Source organism: Streptomyces sp. NPDC058685, from assembly GCF_042714725.1.
Lineage (GTDB): Bacteria > Actinomycetota > Actinomycetes > Streptomycetales > Streptomycetaceae > Streptomyces.
This window is the reverse complement of the sequence record NZ_JBHXSL010000082.1, coordinates 1-23,474: the sequence shown is the minus strand read 5'-3', so window position 1 is coordinate 23,474 and position 23,474 is coordinate 1. Positions and strand designations below refer to the sequence as shown.

Annotated in this window: 22 protein-coding genes and 1 pseudogene; 13 read left to right on the top strand and 10 right to left on the bottom strand. The window is 70.7% G+C overall.

Annotation, left to right across the window (positions count from 1 at the left end):
• The first annotated feature begins 506 nt into the window (after window positions 1-506).
• A complete protein-coding gene (locus tag ACFWU3_RS34850) occupies window positions 507-1,427 on the top strand; it encodes an alpha/beta hydrolase (RefSeq protein ID WP_384445402.1) in 921 nt (306 codons plus the stop codon).
• A gap of 131 nt (window positions 1,428-1,558) precedes the next feature.
• On the opposite strand, the gene ACFWU3_RS34845 is transcribed toward ACFWU3_RS34850, so the two are convergent.
• On the bottom strand, window positions 1,559-2,482 hold the full coding sequence (locus ACFWU3_RS34845) for an alpha/beta hydrolase (protein ID WP_384445400.1): 924 nt from the start codon (window positions 2,480-2,482) through the stop codon (window positions 1,559-1,561).
• Between the two features lie 188 nt (window positions 2,483-2,670).
• Here ACFWU3_RS34845 and ACFWU3_RS34840 point away from each other — a divergent pair, with 188 nt between their 5' ends.
• The 6 genes and pseudogenes from ACFWU3_RS34840 (at window position 2,671) to ACFWU3_RS34815 (ending at window position 6,657) form a co-directional block, all read left to right on the top strand.
• Window positions 2,671-3,525, top strand: coding sequence for a helix-turn-helix domain-containing protein (locus ACFWU3_RS34840; protein WP_384445398.1), 855 nt, complete (start codon window positions 2,671-2,673; stop codon window positions 3,523-3,525).
• 128 nt (window positions 3,526-3,653) lie between these two features.
• Window positions 3,654-4,913, top strand: coding sequence for a S1 RNA-binding domain-containing protein (locus ACFWU3_RS34835; protein WP_384445396.1), 1,260 nt, complete (start codon window positions 3,654-3,656; stop codon window positions 4,911-4,913).
• 141 nt (window positions 4,914-5,054) lie between these two features.
• Window positions 5,055-5,456: a DUF4234 domain-containing protein gene (locus tag ACFWU3_RS34830; protein WP_384445394.1), complete on the top strand. Its 402-nt coding sequence runs from the start codon at window positions 5,055-5,057 to the stop codon at window positions 5,454-5,456.
• A gap of 108 nt (window positions 5,457-5,564) precedes the next feature.
• Window positions 5,565-5,789 (top strand): annotated as a pseudogene (locus ACFWU3_RS34825) (DUF664 domain-containing protein); the annotation flags it as partial.
• Window positions 5,790-5,898: 109 nt separating this feature from the next.
• Window positions 5,899-6,345 carry a protein-tyrosine phosphatase family protein gene (locus ACFWU3_RS34820; RefSeq protein WP_384445392.1) on the top strand — a complete coding sequence of 149 codons (447 nt, stop codon included), beginning with the start codon at window positions 5,899-5,901 and terminating at the stop codon, window positions 6,343-6,345.
• Between the two features lie 48 nt (window positions 6,346-6,393).
• Complete coding sequence (locus ACFWU3_RS34815) at window positions 6,394-6,657, top strand: DUF2277 domain-containing protein (RefSeq protein ID WP_384445390.1); 264 nt, start codon at window positions 6,394-6,396, stop codon at window positions 6,655-6,657.
• Here ACFWU3_RS34815 and ACFWU3_RS34810 read toward each other — a convergent pair.
• From ACFWU3_RS34810 to ACFWU3_RS34790, 5 genes are all read right to left on the bottom strand, one after another.
• Complete coding sequence (locus ACFWU3_RS34810) at window positions 6,614-7,267, bottom strand: DedA family protein (protein WP_384445388.1); 654 nt, start codon at window positions 7,265-7,267, stop codon at window positions 6,614-6,616. The two genes, ACFWU3_RS34815 and ACFWU3_RS34810, sit on opposite strands and share 44 nt — an antisense overlap.
• Window positions 7,268-7,659: 392 nt before the next feature.
• On the bottom strand, window positions 7,660-8,112 hold the full coding sequence (locus ACFWU3_RS34805) for a DoxX family protein (protein WP_384445386.1): 453 nt from the start codon (window positions 8,110-8,112) through the stop codon (window positions 7,660-7,662).
• A gap of 57 nt (window positions 8,113-8,169) precedes the next feature.
• Window positions 8,170-10,119, bottom strand: coding sequence for an FAD/NAD(P)-binding protein (locus ACFWU3_RS34800; protein ID WP_384445385.1), 1,950 nt, complete (start codon window positions 10,117-10,119; stop codon window positions 8,170-8,172).
• A 95-nt stretch (window positions 10,120-10,214) separates the two neighbouring features.
• Window positions 10,215-11,897, bottom strand: coding sequence for an alkaline phosphatase D family protein (locus ACFWU3_RS34795; RefSeq protein WP_384445383.1), 1,683 nt, complete (start codon window positions 11,895-11,897; stop codon window positions 10,215-10,217).
• Between the two features lie 91 nt (window positions 11,898-11,988).
• A complete protein-coding gene (locus ACFWU3_RS34790) occupies window positions 11,989-12,642 on the bottom strand; it encodes an HNH endonuclease family protein (protein ID WP_384445382.1) in 654 nt (217 codons plus the stop codon).
• A gap of 165 nt (window positions 12,643-12,807) precedes the next feature.
• On the opposite strand from ACFWU3_RS34790, the gene ACFWU3_RS34785 reads away from it, so the two are divergent.
• The gene (locus ACFWU3_RS34785) at window positions 12,808-13,548 is read left to right on the top strand and encodes an ABC transporter permease (RefSeq protein WP_384445380.1); all 741 of its coding nucleotides are present in this window, start codon (window positions 12,808-12,810) and stop codon (window positions 13,546-13,548) included.
• Between the two features lie 268 nt (window positions 13,549-13,816).
• Here ACFWU3_RS34785 and ACFWU3_RS34780 read toward each other — a convergent pair whose 3' ends face one another.
• Window positions 13,817-14,485, bottom strand: a complete 669-nt coding sequence (locus ACFWU3_RS34780) for an HAD-IA family hydrolase (protein ID WP_384445379.1) — start codon at window positions 14,483-14,485, stop codon at window positions 13,817-13,819.
• A 234-nt stretch (window positions 14,486-14,719) separates the two neighbouring features.
• Here ACFWU3_RS34780 and ACFWU3_RS34775 point away from each other — a divergent pair, with 234 nt between their 5' ends.
• The gene (locus ACFWU3_RS34775) at window positions 14,720-16,768 is read left to right on the top strand and encodes an MFS transporter (protein ID WP_384445377.1); all 2,049 of its coding nucleotides are present in this window, start codon (window positions 14,720-14,722) and stop codon (window positions 16,766-16,768) included.
• Window positions 16,769-16,804: 36 nt separating this feature from the next.
• On the opposite strand, the gene ACFWU3_RS34770 is transcribed toward ACFWU3_RS34775, so the two are convergent.
• The 3 genes from ACFWU3_RS34770 to ACFWU3_RS34760 are packed head-to-tail and all read right to left on the bottom strand — an operon-like array spanning window position 16,805 to window position 18,906.
• The gene (locus ACFWU3_RS34770) at window positions 16,805-17,299 is read right to left on the bottom strand and encodes a GNAT family N-acetyltransferase (protein WP_384445375.1); all 495 of its coding nucleotides are present in this window, start codon (window positions 17,297-17,299) and stop codon (window positions 16,805-16,807) included.
• Window positions 17,300-17,353: 54 nt separating this feature from the next.
• Window positions 17,354-17,716: an antibiotic biosynthesis monooxygenase family protein gene (locus tag ACFWU3_RS34765; protein ID WP_384445373.1), complete on the bottom strand. Its 363-nt coding sequence runs from the start codon at window positions 17,714-17,716 to the stop codon at window positions 17,354-17,356.
• A gap of 50 nt (window positions 17,717-17,766) precedes the next feature.
• Window positions 17,767-18,906 (bottom strand): FAD-dependent oxidoreductase, encoded by a 1,140-nt coding sequence (locus ACFWU3_RS34760; protein ID WP_384445371.1) that lies wholly within the window; start codon window positions 18,904-18,906, stop codon window positions 17,767-17,769.
• Window positions 18,907-19,244: 338 nt separating this feature from the next.
• Here ACFWU3_RS34760 and ACFWU3_RS34755 point away from each other — a divergent pair, with 338 nt between their 5' ends.
• The 4 genes from ACFWU3_RS34755 (at window position 19,245) to ACFWU3_RS34740 (ending at window position 23,331) form a co-directional block, all read left to right on the top strand.
• A complete protein-coding gene (locus tag ACFWU3_RS34755; protein ID WP_384445369.1) occupies window positions 19,245-20,156 on the top strand; it encodes a BTAD domain-containing putative transcriptional regulator in 912 nt (303 codons plus the stop codon).
• 261 nt (window positions 20,157-20,417) lie between these two features.
• Entirely contained in the window at window positions 20,418-20,837 is a 420-nt protein-coding gene (locus ACFWU3_RS34750; RefSeq protein ID WP_384445367.1) for a type II toxin-antitoxin system RatA family toxin, read from the top strand.
• Window positions 20,838-20,848: 11 nt separating this feature from the next.
• Entirely contained in the window at window positions 20,849-22,093 is a 1,245-nt protein-coding gene (locus tag ACFWU3_RS34745; protein ID WP_384445366.1) for an aspartate aminotransferase family protein, read from the top strand.
• Window positions 22,094-22,155: 62 nt separating this feature from the next.
• Complete coding sequence (locus ACFWU3_RS34740) at window positions 22,156-23,331, top strand: thioester reductase domain-containing protein (RefSeq protein ID WP_384445364.1); 1,176 nt, start codon at window positions 22,156-22,158, stop codon at window positions 23,329-23,331.
• Window positions 23,332-23,474: the final 143 nt, after the last annotated feature.

Here is a 23,474-nt window from a genome sequence, read left to right as displayed (position 1 = left end):
GGACCGATGAGGTTCATCGGCGGCGCGTTGAAGGCGGCGGTCAGGACGTTGCCGTCCACGCTGGTGTCGATGGTTTCGTACGAGGCGGTCATGGGTCTTCCTGTCGTCGCTCGTCACGACCCGGCGGCAAGCCCGGCGGCTGGTCAGCCGGTGATCATTGCCCTGGTGCCCTGGTGCCCTGGTGCCCTGGTGCCCTGGTGCCCTGGTGCCCTGGTGCCCTGGTGCCCTGGTGCCCGTCGCCGTGCGGTCCGCGGCGGCGCCCTCCTGCCATGCTACGTCGCATGGGCGGGGCCACGACCTGGGGCGACGGGTCCCGCGAGAAGGCCCGGGAGCCCCGGACCGCGGCGGGTCCCCGCCACGTTTGCGCCGTCCGGAGTGGCATGTGAGGGTTGGGGATGGTATGGCCTAAAAGACTGGATCTGCACCTCCAGAGCTACCGGGGACCCTCGGGTCCGCTCCGTACAGCGGGCCGGGTCTCGTCCCTCACCGTCAGTGCAGGAGACGCAATGAAGACCGCAGTGCAGTTCCCCAGCAACAACCTCATGCTCGCGGGGAACCTCTACACACCTGACGACTACGCCGAATCGGAGCGCCGGCCCGCCGTCGTCGTCTCGCACCCCTACGGCGGCGTCAAGGAACAGACCGCCGGCCTCTACGCCCAACGGCTCGCCGACCAGGGGTTCGTGAGCCTCGCGTTCGACGCGAGCTACCAGGGCGAGAGCGAGGGCGAACCGCGCTTCCTGGAGAACCCGTTCGCCCGCGCCGAGGACATCAAGAGCGCCGTGACGTTCCTGTCCGTCTGTGATGAGGTCGATCCCGGGCGCATCGGTGCGCTGGGCATCTGTGCTTCGGGCGGCTACGTCCCCTACGCGGCCCAGACCGAGCACCGCATCAAGGCCGTGGCCACCGTCAGTGCCGCCGACATGGGCGGGCTGTTTCGTGAGGGTCTCGGCGGCGGTCAGAGCGAGGACGTCATCCGCGGCATGCTCGACCAGGCCGGCGAGGACCGCACCAATGAGGCCCTGGGCAAGGAGCCCCATCTGGAGCCCATCGTCCCCAACACGCCGGAGGAGGCGAAGGACGCGCCCACGCTGTACCGCGAGGGCAGCGACTACTACCGCACCCCCCGGGCCCAGCACCCCAACTCGCCCAACCGCTGGGTCTTCCGCAGTGTCGACCAGATCGCCCAGTACTCCTCGTACGACCTGATCCACCTCATCTCCCCGCGTCCGCTCCTCATGATCGCCGGGACCGAAGCGGACACGGCCTACTTCAGCCGGGAGGCCATCGGGAAGGCCGGGGAGCCGAAGGAACTCTTCTGGATCGACGGCGCCACGCACATCGACCTCTACGACAAGGAGGAGTACGTGCCCACCGCCGTCGCGAAACTGACCGACTTCTTCACGCAGCAGCTCACCAAGGCCTGACGACCTGATCTGTCCCGCCGCGACCGCGAGCATTCCGCCGGTACGCGACGAGGGTTCCGTCGCCGGTCGACGGAACCCTCGTTCGGGGCGGTACCCGAGACCGCCACCGTCGGCCGTGCCGGACCGGGGGATCAGGCCGCCGCGAGGTTCTCCTTGAAGAAGCCGGTCAGCTTCGCGACCGCCGTCGGCACGTACGCGTCCCGGTCGTAGAGGTCGATGTGCGTCGCCCCCTCCACCCAGAACAGTTCCTTGGGCTCGCGGGCCCTCCCGATCGCCTGCCTGCTGAAGTACGCGGTGTCCGCCTCGGTGCCCGCGATCATCAGCAGGGGACGAGGAGAGATCAGGTCGACCATGTCGAAGGAGGAGTACTGGGCGATCTGGTCGACGCTGCGGAACAGGTACCGGTTGGGGGAGTTGGGGTGCTGGGCCCGGGGCGTGCGGTAGTAGTCCTGGCCCTCCTGGTAGAGGGTCGGCCAGCCGGCAGCCTCTTCCGGGGTCTCCGGGACGACCGGGTCGAGCCGGAAGGTGCCCTCCGTGACCTCGGCGGTACGGGCTTCCGCGGCGGCCGCGAGCATGTCCTGAAGGACCTGCTCGTCCTGTCCGCCGCCCAGTCCCTCACGGAACAGCGCGCCGATGTCCGCCGCGCTGACGGTCGCCACCGCCTTGATCCGGTGGTCGGTCGTGGCCGCGAACGGGACGTAGCCGCCCGAGGCGCAGATGCCGAGCGCGCCGATGCGGTGCGGGTCGACCTGGTCGAGCGTGGCGAGGAAGGTCACCGCGCTCCGGATGTCCTCGGCGCGGGCGAAGGGGTTCTCCAGACCGCGCGGTTCTCCCGCGCTCTCGCCCTGGTAGGCGGCGTCGAAGGCGAGGGTGACGAAGCCTTCCGCGGCGAGCTTCCGCGCGTACAGGCCGGCGGTCTGCTCCTTCACACCGCCGAAGGGGTGCGAGGTGACGACAGCGGGGCGCCGGTCGCCCTCTACGTGGTCGTCGGGGAGGTAGAGGTGTCCGGCAATGGCCAGCCCATTGCTCTGGAATTCCACATCGATGGGAAGCATGGGTGTTTCTCTTTCCTGATTCGCAGGTTTCGTGTGTGTCATGGATGAGGCCCGTACGGCCGGTCACGTCATTCACGGTCACACGGGGCCAGGAGAGGAACAAGAGTGGCCTTTTTCCCAGGAACGATCGTTCCTGGGAAAGATTTCTCCCCCTCACGGACAGGCCGTCGGCTGCGACACTGGAAGGCATGGGTACCGCAGACGCGCAGCGCAACGAGCTCGGCGAATTCCTCAGAACCCGGCGGGCCGAACTCACGCCCGCCGATGTCGGACTGCCCGACTCCGGAGCACTGAGGCGAGTGCCTGGACTGCGCCGGGAAGAGGTGGCCCAGCTGGCCGCCATCAGTACCGACTACTACACGCGGGTGGAGCAGGGGCGGCTCAAGGCCTCGGAGCCGGTCGTGGCTGCCCTGGCCCGGGCGCTGCGGCTGAACGAGGACCAGACCGTGTACCTCCGCGGGCTGGCGACGAAGCGCGGGGGCCGAGCCCCGAGGCGGCCCGCGCAGCGTGTCCGTCCGCAGTTGCAGCGGCTGCTGGACCTGCTTTCCGAAGCTCCCGCCCTTGTCCTCGGCCGGCACATGGACGTGCTGGCGTGGAATTCGCTCGCCGCTGCCCTCATCACGGATTTCTCCGCGCTTCCCCAGCCCGAGCGGAACTATCTGCGCCTCGCATTTCTCGACCCGAATGTCCGTCGCCTTTTCGCCGACTGGGAAAGCACGGCGCGCACCTGCGTGGCATATCTCAGAATGGATGCGATGCAGTATCCGGATGACCCCCGCCTCGCCGCGCTCGTGGGTGAGCTGTCGGTGAAGGACCCCGATTTCCGCACCTGGTGGGCGGCGCACGATGTCGCGCACAAGGAGTGCGGGACCAAGGCCCTCGATCACCCGGTGATCGGTGCGCTGACGCTCGACTGGGAGATTCTCGGCTGCACGACCGACCCGGATCAGCAACTGATGGTGATGACGGCGGCGCCCGGCTCGTCGTCGGAGGAGGGCTTGCGGTTCCTCGCTTCGTGGAGGGGGGCGGAGGCGACGCGGTGACCGTGGGAGGGGCCGACGGTAACCCGTGGTTGCGGAAGGCGGCCCGGTGACAGACTCACCGGGCCGCTCAGTCAGTTCGGTTCCGGCGAAGGAGTCCGTATGCCCCTTGATGTTCCCGTCGCGGGGCAGTGAACGTGCTGCCCTACGTCTACCGAGTCACCAAGTACGATCCGGCTGATCGCGATGAGCACGGGTACTACACCGGCTCCGAGGACACGGGGAGCGACCACGGGAGCGTCGAAGCCGCCTACCTGGCGGCCGTTGCTGCCTTCGCCGAGGACAGCGCGGTTCAGTACCTGGCCATACGCGAGCCATTGATCTCCGTACCCGTCCACTTCGGGCTGGAGCCCCCGATCGACGGGTACGGCCTGGCCGGTCACTTCGCGCCCGATCTGACCGGATTTCACGACGGGGCTCAGGTTTCCCTCGCGGTGGCGTCGGAACTGCTCCGGGCCATGCTGCGCGACGACGGTGCATGGTGCCGTCTCGAAGTGGAGGGGCGCTTCTTCGTCCACGTGGGATGGGACCAGTACGTCTACGTCGGCAGCACCGGGCCCTGCGCTCGTGCGGTGACCCACGCCCATGAACTCGGTCTGTTCGCCGAGCGGCTTGATGTGTCTCCCTACGATGCGTCGTTCGACGAGGAGCCCGGTGAGCAGCGTCCCGCCGACGATGTCTTCTGGGCACGGGTGGCCTGGTGCGTCGCCACAGGTGAAGCAGGCCTCCTGGAGGAGGGAACCGGCAACGTCTCCCGATGGCATCGCATCACCCAGGCGAATCTTGACGAGGTCCGCGCCCGGCTCGTGCCTCGGGCGCGGTTGACCGTGTGGCCGGACCTGTCCACGGACCTCGACGCCGTACGCGACGCCTTCCCGGAGGAGGGCCTGATCGAACTCGTCCGGGAGGACGAGGCCGGGCGGATCACCAGCGTCTTCGCGGACGAGGACGCGTACGAGGAACTGGCCGCGCTCCTCGACGGCGCCACCGCAGCAGCGGTGCTGCCGATCACCGTCGACGGGCGCCACCCGCTGTTCACTTCCGTGCTGCCTGATGACGACGGTGTGCTGCGAGCGCGCTGGCGGACCGACCCGACACCGAGCGACATTCGGTGGGCCGCGATCAAGGCGTTGCGGCGCGGTCAGATCTGCTCGGGCATGGTGACGTCGATCGGCGAGGCCGAGGCGCTCGTCGACCTCAACGGTTTCGAGGGGGTGATGACCGTCCCCGAACTCCCGGGACAGCGTGCGGCTCAGCACCTGGGGGAGATGGTCGACGTCGGTGAGGAGGTGATTGTCGAGATCGTGGAGGTCGACATGGTCCGCGAACGCGTCGCTGTGTGCTTGAAGGGGAACCAGGACGAACCCAGCCGGCCGGGGGCATCTGCCTGACGACGGTCGGCCCGCAGGTCAGGTCACTCGGCCTCGTCCCCGCCCCACCCTCTGGCCATCCGATGTGCGCCTCCGCCGCCCATGTGCAGAGCGCGCGCGTTCCCGTTCCCCGTGATGCACTGGACGAACAGGAGGTGCGTCGTGTCAGGTCGAGCCGGCAAACCCCGCAACATCTTCCTCGTGTGGCTGGTGTGGCCGCTGATCACCCTCGGTATCTACCACTTGGTCTGGTACTACAAGGTGAACCGCGAGGCCCGCGACTTCGACGAGCGGATCGAGGTCGATCCGATGCTGTCCGTGCTGGCCGTCACTGTCGGGTGGCTGGTGATCGTTCCGCCCTTCGTGTCGGTCTACAACACCGGACTGCGCATTGCCCGCATGCAGACGTCGGCCGGGCTGCAGCCCACCTGCAATCCGTGGATCGGAGTCATCCTCGGGATCATTGCCGGTCTGCACTCGCTCTACTACCAGCACGAGCTGAACCAGATCTGGGCCCACTACGGGAATCCGGTGGAGGGCGAGCAGGTCTCCCTTGCCGCCTGATCCTGTGGCCTCACATCACGGGCAAGGCGCCGCCACCCAGGCCTCGTTCCGCCCGGATCTCGTGAGCCTGGCGCCCCGCACAGTCCGGCGTCGGCAACAGGGGCGAGCATGGTCGATCTCAAGCAGGAGCTGCACCGCAAGCTGAAGGCCGCCAGGGCCGGGCTGGCGGGGAAGTTGGAGGGGCTGGGCGAGTACGACCTGCGGCGGCCCCTCACGCCCACCGGGACCAATCTGCTCGGGCTCGTCAAGGAGATCGGTGACGAGGCGTGGTGGCGCGACTACGTCGCCGGCATCCAGCGCGCCGCCGACACCTTCGCGGACAGGGCCGGCGAGCAGGCGGGCGAGTAGGCGCGCCTTGTGTACGCGGTGGTCGGACCCTTCGTCCTCCCGGTACTCGACCGGATCGCCCCCGCTCCCGCCCCGCGGCACGTACGTTGAGTGCGTGATCGAGACCTGGAATCCCACCGATGCCGGCGTGCTGAGGCTTCCCTCCGGTCGGTGTGTGCGGGGGCGCGGGCTGCGGAACGGGCTGCCCGGCGGGGATGTTCCCGACTTCGGGGTGTATCTGCTCGGGAAGCCGCCGGCCCAAGTCGACTGGGACTTCACATGGTTGAAGTGGCCCGACTTCCGGTTGCCCAGTGATCGCGGCGCCGCCCGCGAGGTGCTGCGGGACGCGTGGGAGCGGGCCGCGCGGGAGCGGGTGGAGATCGCCTGTGGTGGTGGGCGGGGGCGGACCGGGACCGCGCTCGCCTGTCTCGCCGTCCTCGACGGGGTGCCCGCCGAGGACGCCGTGCGCCATGTGCGGCAGCACTACGACTCCCACGCCGTGGAGACACCCTGGCAGCGGCGCTACGTCCGGCGCTTCACCGGTCCGCACACCGGGGACTGATCATGAGCGGCGTGGCCGCTGTCGGACCCGCGAGGCACACTGGGACACATGTGCCGCAGCATCAAGACTCTCCGTCCGCCCGTCCTCCCCGAAGAGGCCACCGAGGACGACATCCGCGCCGCCGCCCTGCAGTACGTGCGGAAGGTGTCCGGCTTCCGGGCACCCGCCGCGCACAACCAGGAGGTGTTCGACCGAGCCGTCGAGGAGATCGCGGAGGCGACCGGCCGACTGCTCGACGGGCTCGAGATCCGCGGGGGCGGAGGCGCCGCTAAGCGGTCTCAGGCGCAGGCGACTGCGTCGGACGCCGCATGACGTAGGCCGCCAGTGCCCCCGCGCCCGCCAGCGCGAACACGGACACGGCCGCGCCGACCCAGGTCGCGCCGAGCCACTGGCCACCGAAGTAGCCGAGGCCGACGCTGTAGCCGGCCCAGGCCACGCCCGCCAGCGCCGACCAGGGCAGGAACTCCTTCACCTTGCGGTGGGCCGCGCCCGCGCCCAGGGAGACGACCGAGCGGCCGGCCGGGGCGAACCGGGCGATCACGACGAGCGTGCCGCCGCCACGGCTCAGGGCCGAACCGAGCCTCGCCTGCGCACTGGTCAGGCGGCGGGACTTGGCGATCGCGCGGTCGAAGCGGTCGCCGCCGCGCCAGGCCAGGCGGTAGGCGACGAGGTCACCGAGCACGGAGGCGGTGGCCGCGCACAGGACCAGGACGAGCAGCGAGGGGACCTCGCGGGGGACCTGGCCGGCCGCGTGCGCCACGGACGTGGCGGTCGCGGTGGTTCCGGCGGCCGCGGCGGTCGCCGCGGTGATCACCAGGACACCGCTCGGCAGGACGGGCAGGAAGACGTCGAGGAGGACGGACACGGCCACCACGGCATAAATCCATGGGCTGCCGGTCAGCGACCCCATGCTCTCGAGCACCTTGACTCCCCGGTTTCGTGAACAACGCCGCGACGTCGCAGGGGAGCGGCAGGGGCGGCAGTAACAGCTGTACAGCGTACGCCTGACGGTCACCCCGAGATCGCTTGGGGGGTACTGATGTTGTGATCATCACGTCTGCCCGGAATGGGGAATTACGCCGCTCCTGCCGGGGTTCGGCGGACCCTCCGCCTCCGTTCCTGCCGGGGTGGCCCGGAGCCCTCGCCTCCGCTCCTGCCGGGGTGGCTCGGAGCCCGGCCGGACACGGAAGGGCCCCGCCTCCGTTCCTGCCGGGGTTCGGCGGGGCGTGCCCCCTTGCTGCGGATCGCCTCCGCACGCCTGAGCGCCCGCGTCCCCTTCGTGCGGACGCGGGCGCTCGGCGGTGTGCGCGGGGATCAGGCGGAGACCGTGGTCCGCTGCTCGCCCTCGCTGCGGTTCGTGCCGCGCGCCGTGAACAGCCTGTCCGCCGCCAGCGCGCCCGGTCCGGTGAAGATCAGGAGCAGGAAGGCCCAGCAGAACAGCACCGGCTCGCCACCGCTGTTCTCCAGGGGGAAGAGCCCCTCGGGCTGGTGCACCGAGAAGTACGCGTACGCCATCGCGCCGGAGCAGAGGAACGCCGCGCTGCGGGTTCCGATCCCGAGGAGCACCAGGGTGCCGCCGACCAGCTCGATCACCGCGGCGGGTCCCTTCGGCCAGCTGCCGGCCGCGATCGTCTCGCCGTCGGTTATGACGCCGAAGAGCGTGTTGGCGCCGTGGCAGGCGAAGAGCAGGCCCACGACGATGCGGAACAGGCCGAGGGCGTAGGGCTGGTACTGGTTCAGCCGGGAGGTCAACTGGGTGTTGGCCATGGGGACTCCTGCGGTGTGGGGGACGAGAGGTGGAGCTCGCCTACAAGTTAGGTGGACCTAATCAATGCTTGCAAGTTCAACATTCGGCCGAACGTCGTTTCTCACGCGAACTTCACGTAGGGGCAACGTGCGCAACGCGGCCCGCGCCACGGCGTCCGCGTCGGCGAGCGTCACCGAGTCCACTCCGGGGCGCGCACCGGCCGCCGTCACCCAGTGCACGCCCTCCGTCGGCACACCGATGGCGAAACGCCTCGGGTGCGCCCGTCCCCGTCGGTCCACCAGGCGGTACGGACGCCGGGTGACGTCCAGTCCGCCCGTCTCGTAGCCGTCGACCGCGTGCGGCCGGCACTGGCCCGTCATCATCAGCCGGCTCAGCAACGCGTCGCACGTGCGCCGGAGATCGGGCTCCGGGAGCCGCGCCTCGATGAGTGTCGTCGCCGTCACCGCCGAGCCCGGGACGTCGGGGGAGTGCGCCGTGAAGCGCCCGTCCGCCGTGCTCATGGCCGTCCGCGGGCCGATCACCTCCAGCACGCCCGCCTCCACGAGAGCGGTCATCTCCTCGATGCGCCGGCGCGGCGGTCCGATGGAGAGAAAGGCGTTCAACGGCGTGTACCAGCGGTCCAGATGATCGCGGCGGGAGGTGCCGGAGAGGCCCGCGTGGTCCACGATCAGGCGCAGTTCGTTGCGCAGATCCCGCAGGACGTCGAGCGCGGCCTTCACCGGACCGGCCACGTTGCCGAGGGCCGCCTGCTCCGCGTCCTGCCGCAGATGGGCCAGCAGCCAGGTGCGGTGCTCGCGCGGAGAGCCGAACCGTTCGCCCGCGTACGGGCGGGACAGCCGCTCCCACGACCAGCGGCCGGTGGCCGGGACGCCGAACTCGTCCAGTACGGCGGCCTCTTCGGCACTCCCGTGCGGCGCGGCGAGGAAACGGGTCCGGAAGCCGGGGGCCGCGTCGAGCAGCGCCTCGTAGTGGACCGTCTCCACCTCCTTGGCCACCAGCGGCCATATCTCGGTGAGGAAGTCCGGCGGACTGCCCGCGGCCGCGCGGTCGCGGAAGGCGGCGATCACCTCGGCCGTGAGGACGAGCGGTTCATGACGGCCGGAAGGGCCCTTGGCGTTGTCTCCGCGTGCCTGGTACGGCACTCCGCGCCGTGATCCCGCGTACAGCCGCGGCTCGCGGCCGGAGGCCCGGTAGACGAGCGTTCCGGAGGTGTCGCGGACGAACGCGCCGCCCCGGCCGGTCGTCAACAGGGCCATGTGGTCGAAGAAGTTGAGGCCGAGGCCGCGCAGCAGCACCCGTTCGCCGGGCTCGATGCCGGAGAGGTCGATGTCCGCCGGGTTGGCGGGTCCGACGTAGCGCAGGTGCGGATGCCGGGAGGCGTACTCGGCGAGATGCGCCTGCGTCTGACGGCCGACGACCGGCAGATGGCCCTGTGCGAGCACCACCGCGCTCAGTCCGGTGAGCGTCGTGCCGTCGTCCAGGGCCAGGGTCTGCGGCGGGTCCGGCTCGTCGCTGTGCCGGTCGTCCGCCAGTGCCACCGCGCGCGCCCGGTGCACCCGGACCGTCACGGACTCCGGTGCGCCCGCGACCGCGCGCCGGAACGCCCACTCCAGATAGCGGCCGTAACAGGCGCGCGTGGGGTAGTCGTCGGGGCCGAGATCCTCGTCGGTGTGGGCGGCCGCCCACTCGAAGAGGCTCGGCCCCGGGCGTATCGGGCCCTCGCAGCCGACGCTGGCGTCCGTGAACACGGTCACCTGGGAGGCGACCGTGTTCATCAGGAGTTCCGCCGGCTGGTCCGTGCGCCAGACGCGCCCGGCGCCCGGGGGCGCGGGGTCGACGAGATGGACGGTCAGCGGTGTCCCCGGCCTCAGTTCCGGGACCGAGGCGCAGAGTCTCTCCAGTACCGACGTGCCGCGGGGGCCCGCGCCGACGATCGCGACGGCGTGGGCACCGACGAGGGCACGAGGGGGCGAAGCGGTGGACCATACGTCGCGTACGTCGGACAAAGCGGAAACTCCCCGGCATTGAGGCGCGCTCGGAAGCGGAGCGTCCGCCACATCATGCCGGGGGTCCGCCGTGAGTCGAACCCCTGGGGGAAGGATCACCCTGTGCTGTGGGAAGGGTCACGGGCCGTGGTCAGCTCGCGTTCGTCGACCGTCACCAGCCGCGCACCCACCCCGCCGTCGCCCATCTGGGCCTGGTCCAGGCGCAGATGGGCCGCCCGGCCACGCAGGTGCAGCGTCATCAGCTGATTGCCGAACCACGGTCCGCCCGTACGGTCCCAGTGGACCGGCGGACGGCCCGTCCGGCCGTGGCGTGCCAGCGCGTGACCGAGCCGTCGCCCCAACCGGCTCCAGCCGAAGCGGAATCCGAACCTCATGGACCGGGGCACGGAGTTGTGCACGGGTGAACAGGTCAGCTGCACCACATGGGCGTCCGGGCCGGGCTTGCCCCGCCAGTCGGGTTCGGCGACGTAGGCATGATGCACATCGCCGGAGAGCACGCAGACCGTGGCCGGTGCGCCCTCGCCCGTGCCGGTCTCGGCGAACAGCCGGGCCAGCTCCTCGAAGGAGTCGGGGAAGGCCGCCCAGTGCTCCAGGTCGGCCGCACGGCGCAGCTTCTCGCCGAGCCGCGCCCAGCGCTCGCCCCGCTCGCCGCGGCACAGCGCCGCGTTCCAGCTCTCGGCGTCGTGGATCAGCGGAGGCAGCAGCCACGGCAGCGAGGTGCCGACGAGGAGATGGTCGTACGAACCCTTGCGGTCCAGCGCCTGTTCCCGCACCCAGCCGGCCTCGCCCGGGTCCAGCATCGCGCGGCTCTTCTCCTCCAGGACGCGGGCGGCGCGGCTGTCGACCATCAGCAGTCTGGTCCGGCCGAAGTCGCGGCGGTAACTCCAGCGCACGCAGGCCGGATCGAGGTCCGCCTTCGTGGCGAAGGCCCGCAGCTCCTCGGTGCCGTCGGGCGAGGAGCGCACGGCCGCGTACGTCTCGTCGGTCTCCAGCTCGGCGGGCGTGAGATTGCCGAGGTGCTGATAGACCCAGTACGACATCAGGCCGCTGGTGACGCGCTTCTGCCACCAGTCGGTGGCGCGCATGTCGGACACCCAGGCGGCGCTGGTGTTCCAGTCGTCGATCAGGTCGTGGTCGTCGAAGATCATGCAGCTCGGGACGGTGGACAGCAGCCAGCGCACATCGGGGTCGAGCCAGGACTCGTCGTAGAGGTGCGTGTACTCCTCGTAGTCCGTGACCTCGGCGCCGGGCGGCTGGTCGAGATCGCGCCGCTTCGCCAGCCACTCCCTGGTGCTCTCGGAGGTCTCGTCCGCGTACACCTGGTCACCGAGGAGCAGCAGGACGTCGGGGCGCTCGGAGGCCGGGGCGGTGGCCAGCCGGGACGCCAGGGTGTCGAGGGCGTCGGGGCCCACCGGGTCGTGGTCCTCGGCCGCCGGGGCCGCCCAGCGGCAGGAGCCGAAGGAGACGGTCACGGCCGTGGAGCCGGCCTCGGGGCTGGTGATGGTGCTCGGCGGGAAGGCCGAGTGCTCCAGCGGCCAGACGCGGTCGCCGTCGAGCAGTACCTCGTACTCCGTGGTCGTGCCCGGGGTGAGGCCGGTCACCAGCACCAGGGCATAGAAGTGGTCGGCGACCCGGAACGTGGGAGCGGAGCCGCCGGCGCCGTCCGCGCAACGGACCTCTGCCGTGCATGCCCGGTCGGCCTCGACCCAGACGGTCGCCGTGCCGCCCGCCTCCCAGTCGACGAACCGCAGCAACGGTCCCAAACGCAGCCCTGCCATGTGTCCTCCTCCGTCGCCCCGTACCGTACGGAACGACGGAGGGGTAAGGACAGGTTCCGGCGCGTATCCGCGCCGGACGGTCAGCCGCTGGTCAGCAGCCGTTCAGCACGGACTGCAGCGCGCTCTTCTCGGCGGAGTCGACGCTCATGGAGTAGTACTGCTTCACCTGCACCCACATGCGGGCGTACGTGCAGCGGTACGCGGTGCGCGAGGGCATCCACTCGGCGGGGTCCTGGTCGCCCTTGGACTGGTTGACGTTGTCGGTGACGGCGATCAGCTGCGGACGGGTGAGGTCGTTGGCGAACGAGCCACGGCGGGACGTGGTCCAGCTGTTCGCGCCGGAGCGCCAGGCCTCGGCGAGCGGAACGATGTGGTCGATGTCGACGTCGGCGGCGGCGGACCAGGTGGCGCCGTCGTACTCCGAGTACCAGCTGCCGCTGGTGGCGGCACAGCTGGAGTCCTGTACGACGTTCTTGCCGTCGCGCTTCAGGACGACCTCACGGGTGTTGCAGGCGCCCGACTGGGTGCTCCAGTGCGGGAACAGATCGCGGCTGTAGCCGCTGGAGGAACCTTCCGCCCGCACCGTGAGCTGGCCGAGGTAGGTGCGTGCGGTGGCGGCGCTGACCGGAGTGGGCGGGGCGGCCTGGGCGGCGGGGGCGGTCGCCAGGAGGCCGGTGACGGCGAGGGCGGAGGTGGCGGCGAGTACGGTTATGCGGCGGCCTTGACGCGCGTAGATACCGGACATGCGAACTCCTCTGTCGTGGGGGGCACTTGGCCAGTGGGCGTGGCCATGCTGACGGCGCGGGGTTGCCGTGGGGTGGGCGCCGGGTTACAGACTGACGACATGGGCACGTCACATCAAGAGTTCTGACGAAGCGGCACATGACCGTCGGCGGCGTAGGGTTGGCGGGTGCTGCTGCCGGTGAACGTCACATTCGGGGCGGTTCTGGCCGTACTGCTCGCCGTGGCGGCGACGGTCGCGGCCGTCGCCCATCTCGGCCGCGCCCGGGAGATCGCGGTCGCGGGGGTACGGGCGGCGGTCCAACTCGCCGCCGTGTCCCTGGTCATCGGCTGGGTCGTCCGGTCGCTGCCGCTGCTGTTCGCCTTCGTGCTGCTGATGTACGCCGTCGCCGTACGGACCGCCGGGCGGCGTATCACGGCCAACCGGACCTGGTGGTGGGCCGCACTCCCGATCGCCGCGGGTGTCTTTCCCGTCGTCGCCGCGCTGCTGCTCACCGGGCTGGTGCCGGTCAAGGGCATCGCGCTGATCCCCGTGACGGGGATTCTCATCGGCGGGGCGCTCACCGTGACCGTGCTCAGCGGGCGGCGCGCGCTGGACGAGCTCAGCCTGCGGCGCGGCGAGGTGGAGGCGGGGATGGCGCTCGGGCTGCTGGACCGCGACGCCCGGCTCGAGGTGGCCCGCCCGGCCGCGTCGGACGCGCTGCTGCCGGGGCTGGATCAGACGCGGACGGTGGGGCTGGTCACGCTCCCGGGCGCGTTCGTGGGCATGCTGCTCGGCGGGGCGTCACCGCTGCTGGCGGGCGCGGTGCAGTTGTTCGTGCTGGTCGGACTGATGGCGGTGCAGGCGGTGGCGGTGGCGGTGCTGCTGGAGCTGGTGGCGAGGGGGGTGCTGCACCGTGAAGAGGAGTGAGGTGGCGGTGCGGGTGGTGGCGGGGTGTGAGGTGGCTTGACCTCGTGAGCCGGGCCCGGTGCGTCGGTGGCGGGGAGCATGGGCGCGCGGGTGTGGTGCGGGTGGTGGCGGGGCGCTGCCCCGGGCCCCGCGCCTCAATCGCCGGCGGGGCTGATCTTGCCGGGTGCGTCCGCCGAGGCTGGTCATTGCCCCGCCATGTTCGTCAGGGCGCGAGGCGGATTGTGCCGCGTGCGTCCGGCGGGCCGGCCGGCCTCGGTCGAATCCGCGCTCAGGGCGTGAAGCTCAGTGCTATCTGCCCGTTCAGCGTCCACTCCACCGTGATGCCGCGCAGGTCCTCCACCCAGACGTCCGGGGACAGCGACTTCGCCCTCGGGCCCACGCCCACCACGCGCATGCCCGCCGCGCGGGCCGCCTCGACGCCCGCTTCGGAGTCTTCGAAGGCCACGCAGTCCGCTGCCACGAAGCCCAGTTCCGCCGCGCCCTTCAGGAAGCCCTCCGGGTCCGGCTTGCTCGCGCCGACGCGTTCCGCGGTGACGCGGACCGGGGGCATCGGGAGGTCCGCCGCCGTCATGCGGGCTCGGGCCAGGGGCTCGTCCGCCGAGGTCACCAGGGCGTGCGGGAGGCCGGTCAGTGCGGCGAGGAAGGCGGGGGCGCCGGGGACCGGGATCACGCCGTCCGTGTCCGCCGTCTCCTGGGCGAGCATCACACGGTTGTCCGCGTGGTTCTGCTCCATGGGCCGGTCCGGCAGCAGGACCGCCATCGTGGCGTAGCCCTGGCGGCCGTGGACGACCTTGAGTGCCTCGTCCGGGTCCAGGCCGTGCTCCGTGGCCCAGCGGCGCCAGCAGCGCTCCACCACGGCGTCCGAGTTGACGAGAGTGCCGTCCATGTCCAGCAGGAGGGCGCGGGCGGTCAGGGCGGGCGTCGTGCTGGCCGGCATCGGCGTGCTCCAGGGCGGAGGGCGGCGAGGGATGAGGACATCAAGCGGCTCCGCCCGCCGGTCAGGGAGTACGGGCGGAGCCACTTTGTTCCTTCACGATACAAAAAGCGGGCCGGATACGCCACTCGTTCCGGTTCGGCAGGCCATAACGGGACGCAACCACCACGATGGGGAGGAGAGTGGGGGGAGCGGACACGGGGGAGGGCGCGGCACCGAGGAGACCGAGGAGGGCGCATGGCGCAGGAAGTGGGCACCCCGGCCGTGAGTCCGGCCCCGGGGGAGGGGCAGAACCGGCGGAGCGTCATGGTCGCCATCGGAGCGCTGCTGTTCGGCATGCTGCTCGCCGCGCTCGACCAGACCATCGTCTCCACCGCACTGCCGACCATCGCCAGCGAACTCGGCGGGCTGGACCATCTGTCCTGGGTGGTCACCGCGTATCTGCTGGCCTCGACCGCCGCCACCCCGCTGTGGGGCAAGCTCGGCGACCAGTACGGCCGCAAAAAGCTCTTCCAGGCCGCGATCGTCATCTTCCTGATCGGCTCCGCGCTGTGCGGCATCGCGCAGAACATGCCGCAGCTCATCGGCTTCCGCGCCCTCCAGGGCCTCGGGGGCGGCGGGCTGATCGTGCTGTCCATGGCGATCGTGGGGGACATCGTCTCCCCCCGGGAACGCGGCAAGTACCAGGGCCTCTTCGGTGGTGTCTTCGGCGCGACGAGCATCCTCGGCCCCCTGCTCGGCGGATTCTTCACCGAACACCTCACCTGGCGCTGGGTCTTCTACATCAACCTGCCCATCGGCATCGTCGCGCTGCTCGTCATCGCCGCCGTCCTGCACATCCCCGCGCGCTCCACCCAACACACGATCGACTACCTCGGCACCCTGCTCATCGCGGCCGTCGCCACCTGTCTCATCCTCGTCGCCTCGCTCGGCGGCACGACCTGGCCCTGGGCCTCGGCCCAGATCATCGTCCTCGCGGTGGTCGGGCTGCTGCTGCTCTACGTCTTCGTGCGGGTCGAACGGCGGGCGGCCGAACCCGTGATCCCGCTGAAGCTCTTCCACATCCGCACCTTCACCCTCGTCGCGATCATCAGCTTCGTCGTCGGGTTCGCGATGTTCGGCGCGATGACCTTCCTGCCGACGTTCCTCCAGGTCGTCCAGGGCGTCAGTCCGACCCTCTCCGGGGTGCATCTGCTGCCGATGGTCCTGGGCATGCTGCTCACCTCCACCGCGTCCGGCCAGATCGTCAGCCGTACGGGCCGCTGGAAGGTCTTCCCGATCGCCGGCACCGGGATCACCGCGCTCGGCCTGGTGCTGCTCCACCGGCTCACGGAGACCAGTTCGACCTGGGAGATGAGCGCGTACTTCTTCGTCTTCGGGGCCGGGCTCGGCCTGGTGATGCAGGTGCTCGTGCTGGTCGTGCAGAACTCGGTCACTTACGCGGACCTCGGCGTCGCCACCTCGGGTGCGACCTTCTTCCGCTCCATCGGCGCGTCGTTCGGCGTCGCCATCTTCGGGACGATCTTCAACAGCCGGCTGGCGAGCATGCTCACCGAGGCGCTCGCCGGAAAGACGCTGCCGTCGGGCGCGGGACCTTCGGAGCTGGCCGCCGATCCCCGTGCCATCGGCGAACTGCCGCCCGCGCTGCGTCCTTCGGTGCTCCACGCGTACTCCACGGCCATCACGGACGTCTTCCTCTTCGCCGTGCCCGTGGTGCTCGTCGCGTTCGTCGTCGCCTGGTTCCTCAAGGAGGATCCGCTGCGGGCCTCGGTCACCGCGCCCGACCCCAGCCAGACGGTCGCGTCGAACCCGGTGGAGCGCTCCTCCCTCGAAGAGGCCGCCCGTGCGCTGTCGGTCCTCGGCTCGCGCGAGGGACGGCGGCACATCTACGAGAAGATCACCGCGAAGGCGGGGTACGACCTGACGCCCGCGGCCAGTTGGCTGCTGCTGCGCATCCGCCGCCACGGCACGGTGGAGCCGGCCCTGCTCGCCGACGCCACGCCCGTACCGCTGCGGACCATCACCGACGCGGCCCGGCTGCTGGAGGAACGTCACCTCGCCCGTCGTGAGGGGCTCCAGCTGCTGCTGACCGAGGAGGGTCTGCAGAGTGCCGTACAGCTCGCCAAGGCCCGTGAGGACTCGCTGGCCGAGCTGCTCGGCGACTGGTGGGGCCCCGAGCGGCCGACCGATCTGGTGCAGCTGGTCGAGGAGCTGAACCACGAGCTGTGCGGCTCGGACGGCGAACGGCCCTACAGCCCGCCGCCGAAGGGCGATCACGCCCCCTGAGGCCGCCGGGGTGAGGCGCGGAACGGCCCGGGCCCGTCAGGCAGCCGCCGCGCGCAGCTCCTTGCCGTACCAGATCTGCATGTAAGGCCCGGTGCAGTACGCCGGGATCTCGGCGTAACCGTGGCGTACGTACAGCGCACGCGCCGTCGTGAGATCGAGACGGGTGTTGAGCACCATGCGCCGGGCGCCGAGCGTGCGGGCCTCGTCCTCCAGCAGCTCCATCAGCATCCCGGCGCCCTTGCGGCCGCGGAACGCCGGGCGCACGAAGACGCGGGTGAGCTCGGCGCGCCCGTCGTCCAGCAGCACCACCCCGCCGCAGGCCGCGGCCTCGCCGCCGTACCGGCCGACGACGAACGTCCCCGTGGGAGGGGTGAGCAGTTCGACGCCGTCGCCGGCCAGTCCCTCGTCGATCTCCCGGTCGGTCGCTGGCCGCTGCCAGTAACTGCTCGCCACATCGGCGTAGTAGGCACGGCGCAGGCCGGTCGCGTCGGGTGAGTCGAAGGCCTCGCGGGCCAGGGTCCAGGACGTCATGACGTTCTCTGTACCGCAGGTGCCGGAGCCCCGGCCAGCGAATTCCGGGTGCGCTCAGGCCGTGGGAGAGGCCGACTGGACCACCTCGAACGACCACAGCGTGGAGCCGGTGGCCGCGGGCTTCGGACGCTCGCCGCCCTCACCCTCAGGACCGCCCTGACCCTGAGGGCCGCCCTGCGCGCCGCCGCCGTGGGCCGCCTTCATCGAGCCCTCCATCCAGGCCTGGAACGACGCCTCGTCGCGCCAGCGCGTGTACACGAGGTACTGGTCGGTCCCTTCGAGCGGCCGCAGCAGCTCGAACCACTCGAAACCGTCCGCGCCCTCCACCGCACCGGCCCGGGAGGCGAAGCGCTTCTCGAGCACTTCGCGCTGCTCGGCGGGGACGGTCAGCACATTGATCTTCACCACACTGGCCACAGGACATCCTTCGCATAGGGGGATCTCGACCGTACCTCCGCGCCGTTCCCTCAGCGGAGGCGGTCCGGCCGGAGGAAGGCCGGCGCCACCGCGGGCTCCACCCCGCGGACGAGATCGGCGAGGGCGTCGCCGATGCCGGTGGCGTACTGGAGGCCGTACGCGCCGCCACCGCCGGCGACGACGACGCGCGGGTCCCCGTCGGGCCGGCCGAGCACGAACTGCCCGTCGGCGGCCCTGGTCGTCGTCCGCACCGAGACTCTGGCCGGCAGCCGGCGCAGACCCGGAAGCTTCGCCGGCAGCATGCGCGCCAGGTCGGACCAGTCGTCGTACGCCACACCGCGGTCGATCTCGTCCGGGTCCAGCGGCTTGGGCGTCATCTCGCGGTCCTCCAGGCTCAGCCGGACGTCGTGGCCGCCTTCCGAACCGCTGCCGCGCAGCACCCGGCCGTCGTCGAGTTCGCGGACGAAGGCCGGGAACTCCTCCAGCGTGAAACTGCCGTCGTCCTCGAGCGGGCGGAACCAGGTCTCCGGCATCCGGACGGTCTCCAGCGGCAGACCGGGCACCAGCTCCGCGAGCCAGGCGCCGGCCGTCACCACGACCTGGCGGACACGCACGCCGCGCTGGGCGGTGTGCAGCAGGACGCCGCCCGTGACGGGTTCGATCGAGGTGATCCGGGTGTCCGCGAAGACGCGGGCACCCGCGGTCCGGGCGAGGGAGACCGCGGCGCGCACGGCGTTCTCGGCCCGCAGCAGTCCCGCGGTCGGCTCCCACACGCCGATGTGGTGGTCGGGCACGCCGGTGTGGCGCGGGTACTGGAAGCGCAGCGCACGCGCCGTGAAGGTCCGGACATCGATGTCGTGCTCGCGCGCGGCGCGCAGGGCGCCGCCCGCCACCAGTCCGTCCTCCGGGCCCACCAGCAGACCGCCGGAGGGCACGAACAGCCGCTCCCGCGAGGACTTCTCGAGCTCCGACCACAATGCGTGCGAACGCCGCGCGAGCGGTACGAGCGCCGGGTTCTCGGAGCAGCACAACCGGAACATCCCCGGGCCGTACGACGATCCGGGCGCGCGGCCCGGGGTGAACCGGTCGAAGCCGATGACGTCGACCCCCCGGCCGGCCAGTCTCCACAGCGCCGAGGCGCCCCAGGCGCCGAGTCCCACGACCGCCGCATCCGCATCCCACTGAGTCATGTCACCTGCACCTGCCCTGTCGTCACGGTCCCTGGGTGCAGCCCACCACGCCCTTTCCGCGCGAGCCTGAGTAACCGGTACTCACCTTGCTTCGGCCACTCACCTTTCGGCCGCCGGAGGTCCGCGGAGCCGCCGAGGATCCGGAGCGCGGGCGCGCCGACCGCCGATCGGCGACGGGGGTTTGAGTACCTGAGTACTCACGAAGCGGGACCCCTGTCCGTGGTGACCTCGACACTGCCGCGCGGTGCAGGCCGCGACGACGGGTGGAGGTTGTGATGCAGTTCCGTGTACTGGGGCCCCCTGAGATCTATGACGACGTCAGGCAGCGGAGCGTCCAGTTGAACAGTCCCAAGCAGCGCGTGCTCCTCGGGGTGCTGCTGGTCCGACTGGGGTCTGCCGTTCCCACGGAAGCGCTGATCAACGAGTTGTGGGGCCGCAACGCCCCGGACAAGGCGATCAACGCCCTCCAGGCGCACGTCTCCCGACTGCGCCAGCAGCTGATCGAGGTCGAGCCCGCCCGGGCGAACACCCCCCGTCTCGTCGCGCGCGGCTCCGGCTATCTGTTGCAGGCGCGCCCCGACGAACTCGACAGTGTGCAGTTCCGGCTCCAGGCGGCACGTGCCCAGCGGCAGTTGGAGACCGATCCGCACGCCGCCGCCGCCCTGCTGCGCAAGGCGCTCAGGCTGTGGCGCGGCCCGGCGCTGGACGGCGGGTCCCACGGTCCCCTGTGCGCGGGCGTCGCCGCCCGGCTGGAGGAGGAGCGTCTGCTCGCCCTGGAAGACCTCTGCGACGCCTCGATCCGCATCGGCCACCACCGTCAGGTGGTCGGCCAGCTCGAGGAACTGGTCGTCGCCCACCCGCTGCGCGAACGCTTCCGCGACCAGCTGGTCCTGTCCCTCCAGCGCTGCGGCCGGCAGGGAGAGGCGCGGGCGGTGCGGGACACCGTGCGCAGGCGCCGCGCTCCCGAGACCGCTGCCGGACCGGTGGCCGTACGGGGCCTGTCCGTACGCCAGATCCACGACGCGGGTCACCGCTGGCAGGGGCACGGAGTCGGCGAGCACCCGGTGGGCGAGGACAGCGCCGCCGACACCGAGCACTACCGGGAGGGCGGGGGCAGCGACCTCGAACTGCTGCGGCTGCGCCGCCGGGTGGACCAGCTGACGTCGGAACAGCACTCGCTGCGTTCGGAACTGGACCGGCTCATGGCCCTCGTCGAGGGCGGTTCGGGACAGCGAAGGGATTCCGCCTGACCGAACGGCGATACGGCGCGCGACCGGTGCTCCGGCGTGCGATCGGGGCGCGGTGATCTCGTGTGCGACCCGGCGCGGTGACCTTGCGTTCGACCCGCGCGGTGACCGGCGGACCGGTTCCGCCGGTCCGTTCGCCCTGCCGGTTGTCAGCCTGTCAATTGTCTGTCAGATGTGCCCATTCGGCGCCCGGAACGGGTGGTCCGCCCACCTAAACTGCGAATCGCCGATGAGCGGAATTGCGAATTCTGAGAGGAGATTTCCATGGCCGTACTGCATACCACCCACCGGGGCGCCGGAACACCCGACCACCTGTGGAAGGTACTGCTCGACATCGAGGCATTCCCTTCGTACATGGAGGGGGTCAACGAGGTCGAGATCACCGAGGAGGACGGCGACCGCCGTACCAGCAGCTGGGTGGTCGAACTCAAGGGTTCCGAAATGGAATGGGACCAGGAGGACGTCATCGACGGCGACCGGCGGCGGGTGGAATTCCGCCAGACCGACGGTGATCTCGCGAACTACGAGGGATATTGGCAGATCGTCGAGGACGCCGAAGGGGTCGGCCTCGAATTGAAGGTGGAGTTCGACATCGGTCTGCCGATGGTCGCCGAAATGATTCATCCCGCTGTGGCCAAGGCGCTCGAGGGCTATCAGCAGGGCATCGTCGAGCAGAGCTCGTAGGAGGATCAGTCATGAGTGACCTTGGCCCGGTCGATGCGAAGGCAACGTTCCGGCGCGTGAAGCGGCACTTCTCGCCCGCTCTTTCGGTGGCCGGCAAGTTCAGCGGGCAGGGCGCTGTCGAGGCATCGTCCGACGGCTGCCGGGTGACGCTCTCGGACGGCCGGTCGGTCCTGGACTTCGGCTCGTACGCGGTCGCCCTGCTCGGGCACCGCAACCCGGCGGTCCTGGACGCGGTCCGCGCCCAGCTGGACGTCATGCCCGCGTCGACCAGGACGGTCCAGAGCGCGGTGGCCCCGCTGGCCGCCGAGAAGCTGACCGAGTACTTCTCAGGAGCCCTGAACCGGGTCTACTTCGGGTGCGGCGGCGCCGACGCCGTCGAGGTCTCACTGAAGCTCGCCCGGATGGCCACCGGCCGCACCACGGTCGTCGCCGTCGAGGGCGCCTTCCACGGAAAGACCCTCGGCGCGCTCTCCCTGACACACAACGAGCGGTTCCGCGCGGGCCTCGAACCCCTGCTGCACGGCGTCGTGCACATCGACCCGGACGACCCCCGGGCCCTGGCGCGTGTCATCGCCGAACAGGACGTCGCCGCGCTCGTCTTCGAGCCCGTGCAGGCCGAGAACGGTGTCCGGCTGCTGGACGAGGAAGTCCTCGCGAGCTGGTGCCGCGACGCGCAGGAGCACGGGGCCTTCGTCATCTCCGACGAGATCCAGGTGGGCCTGAGGCGCTGCGGAGCCAAGTCGGTCGCGCTGGAGGCCGGGCTGCCGGTGGACGCCCTCCTGCTCGGCAAGCCGCTCGGCGGCGGTGTCGTGCCGGTGTCGGCCGCCGTCGGCAACGACCGGCTCTTCGCACCCCTGCTCTCCGACCCGATGCTGCACACCGCCACCTTCAGCGGCCACCCGCTGGGCACCGGTGTGATCCCCACGGCCCTCGCCACCATCGAGGAGCACGCGGCCGACGGCGAGCGCATCGCCGCGGCGATGGCCGCCGGGCTGGCGGAGATCCGGGACGAGCACGGCGACGTGGTGGTCGAGACCCGGGGCCGCGGCCTGCTGTGGGGCATCGACTTCACCACGGCCGAGGTCTCCGGCAACGTGCTGGCCGGCCTCGCCCAGAGCGGGCTGGTCGTGTCCCCCTGCATCAGCCGTCCGACGACGGTACGGCTCCTGCCGCCGATCGTCGCGACGGACGAGGACGTCAAAGAGGCCCTGTCGCTGCTCAGCGGAGCGATAGCCCAGGCGGCGGCCTCCTCCTAGGCCTGCCCTGGCCGCCGCACCGAACCGGAGACCAGGTCCCGGGGAAGGAACAAAGAGAGCTGATGACTTCGCCCACGCAATCAGGAGTCACCGACGAGTTCGCGCAGGATGTCGTGCTGGCCGACGACATCACCGGCTTCGCCGCGAAGGACCCGAGCACGATTTCCGAGGTGTTCCTCACCGGCGCGACCGGGTTCCTCGGGGCGTTCCTGCTGAAGGAACTGCTGGCGCGCGGCCTGACCGTGCACTGCCTGGTGCGGGCCGCCGACGCCGAGGCCGGACTGGAGCGGCTGAAGGCCACCCTCGGCACCTACGAGGTGCTCGACGAGGTCGACCTCGGCCGCGTCCGGGTGGTCACCGGCGACGTGACGCGGCCCCGCCTCGGAGTGCCCGAGAAGGAGTACGCGGAACTGGCCGGGCGCATCGGCGCGATCTACCACTCCGCCGCCAAGGTCAACTTCCTCACCCTCTACAAGTGGCTGCGGAAGTCGACGATCGACGCCACCCACGAGATCCTCCGGCTGGCGTGCGCCGCCGAGGCCACGCTGCACCACGTGTCGACCATCGGTGTCTTCGAGCCCCGGGCCGCCCTGGGACCGCGTACGGAGAACGACGTCACCGGTCCGCCCGAGACACTCGCGCTCGGCTACACCAAGAGCAAGTGGGTGGCCGAACAGCTGGTGCGGGAGGCCGGCCGCAGGGGTGTGCCCCTGACCATTCACCGTCCGGGCCAGGTGTGGGGCGACACGCGCAGCGGCGCGTGCCAGCCGAACGACTTCGTCTGGCGGTTCATCAAGGGGTCCGTGCAGGCGGGCGTCTATCCGCGGAAGTTCGGCCTCGACATGAACATGGTGCCGGTCGACTACGTGAGTTCCGCGATGGTCGCCGTTTCCCGCGACCCGCGTTCCCTCGGCCGGACGTTCCACGAGGTGAGCTCCGGCTCGCTGGATTCCGGCGCCATTCTCGAACTCGTCCGCGGCGTCGGGTACGAGCTGAAGGAAGTCAGCATCCTGCGGTGGATGAAGGCCGTTTCCGCCGACGTCAACAACTCCATGTTCCCGCTGATGCGCATGCTCGTGGACCTGGAGAAGTTCGAGGTCGCCGAATTCTCGGACGCCGCGACGCGTGATTTCCTCAGCGGCTCGGGGGTCACCTGCCCGGACATCGACGAGAAGGTGTTCGCCTCCTACGTCTCGTACTTCGTCCGGCACGGTGTGCTGCCGGACCCGATGGCGTGACGGGCTGACAGCCCGGACAAAAGGCGGTGGCCCGCGAGGAATTCCTCGCGGGGCCCCGCCGTTTAGCCCCGGTGGGCGCGGGCACGACCCCCGGGGGGTGCCGCAGGACGCCCGGGGGGGCGGGGGAGTATAAAAAAAATAAC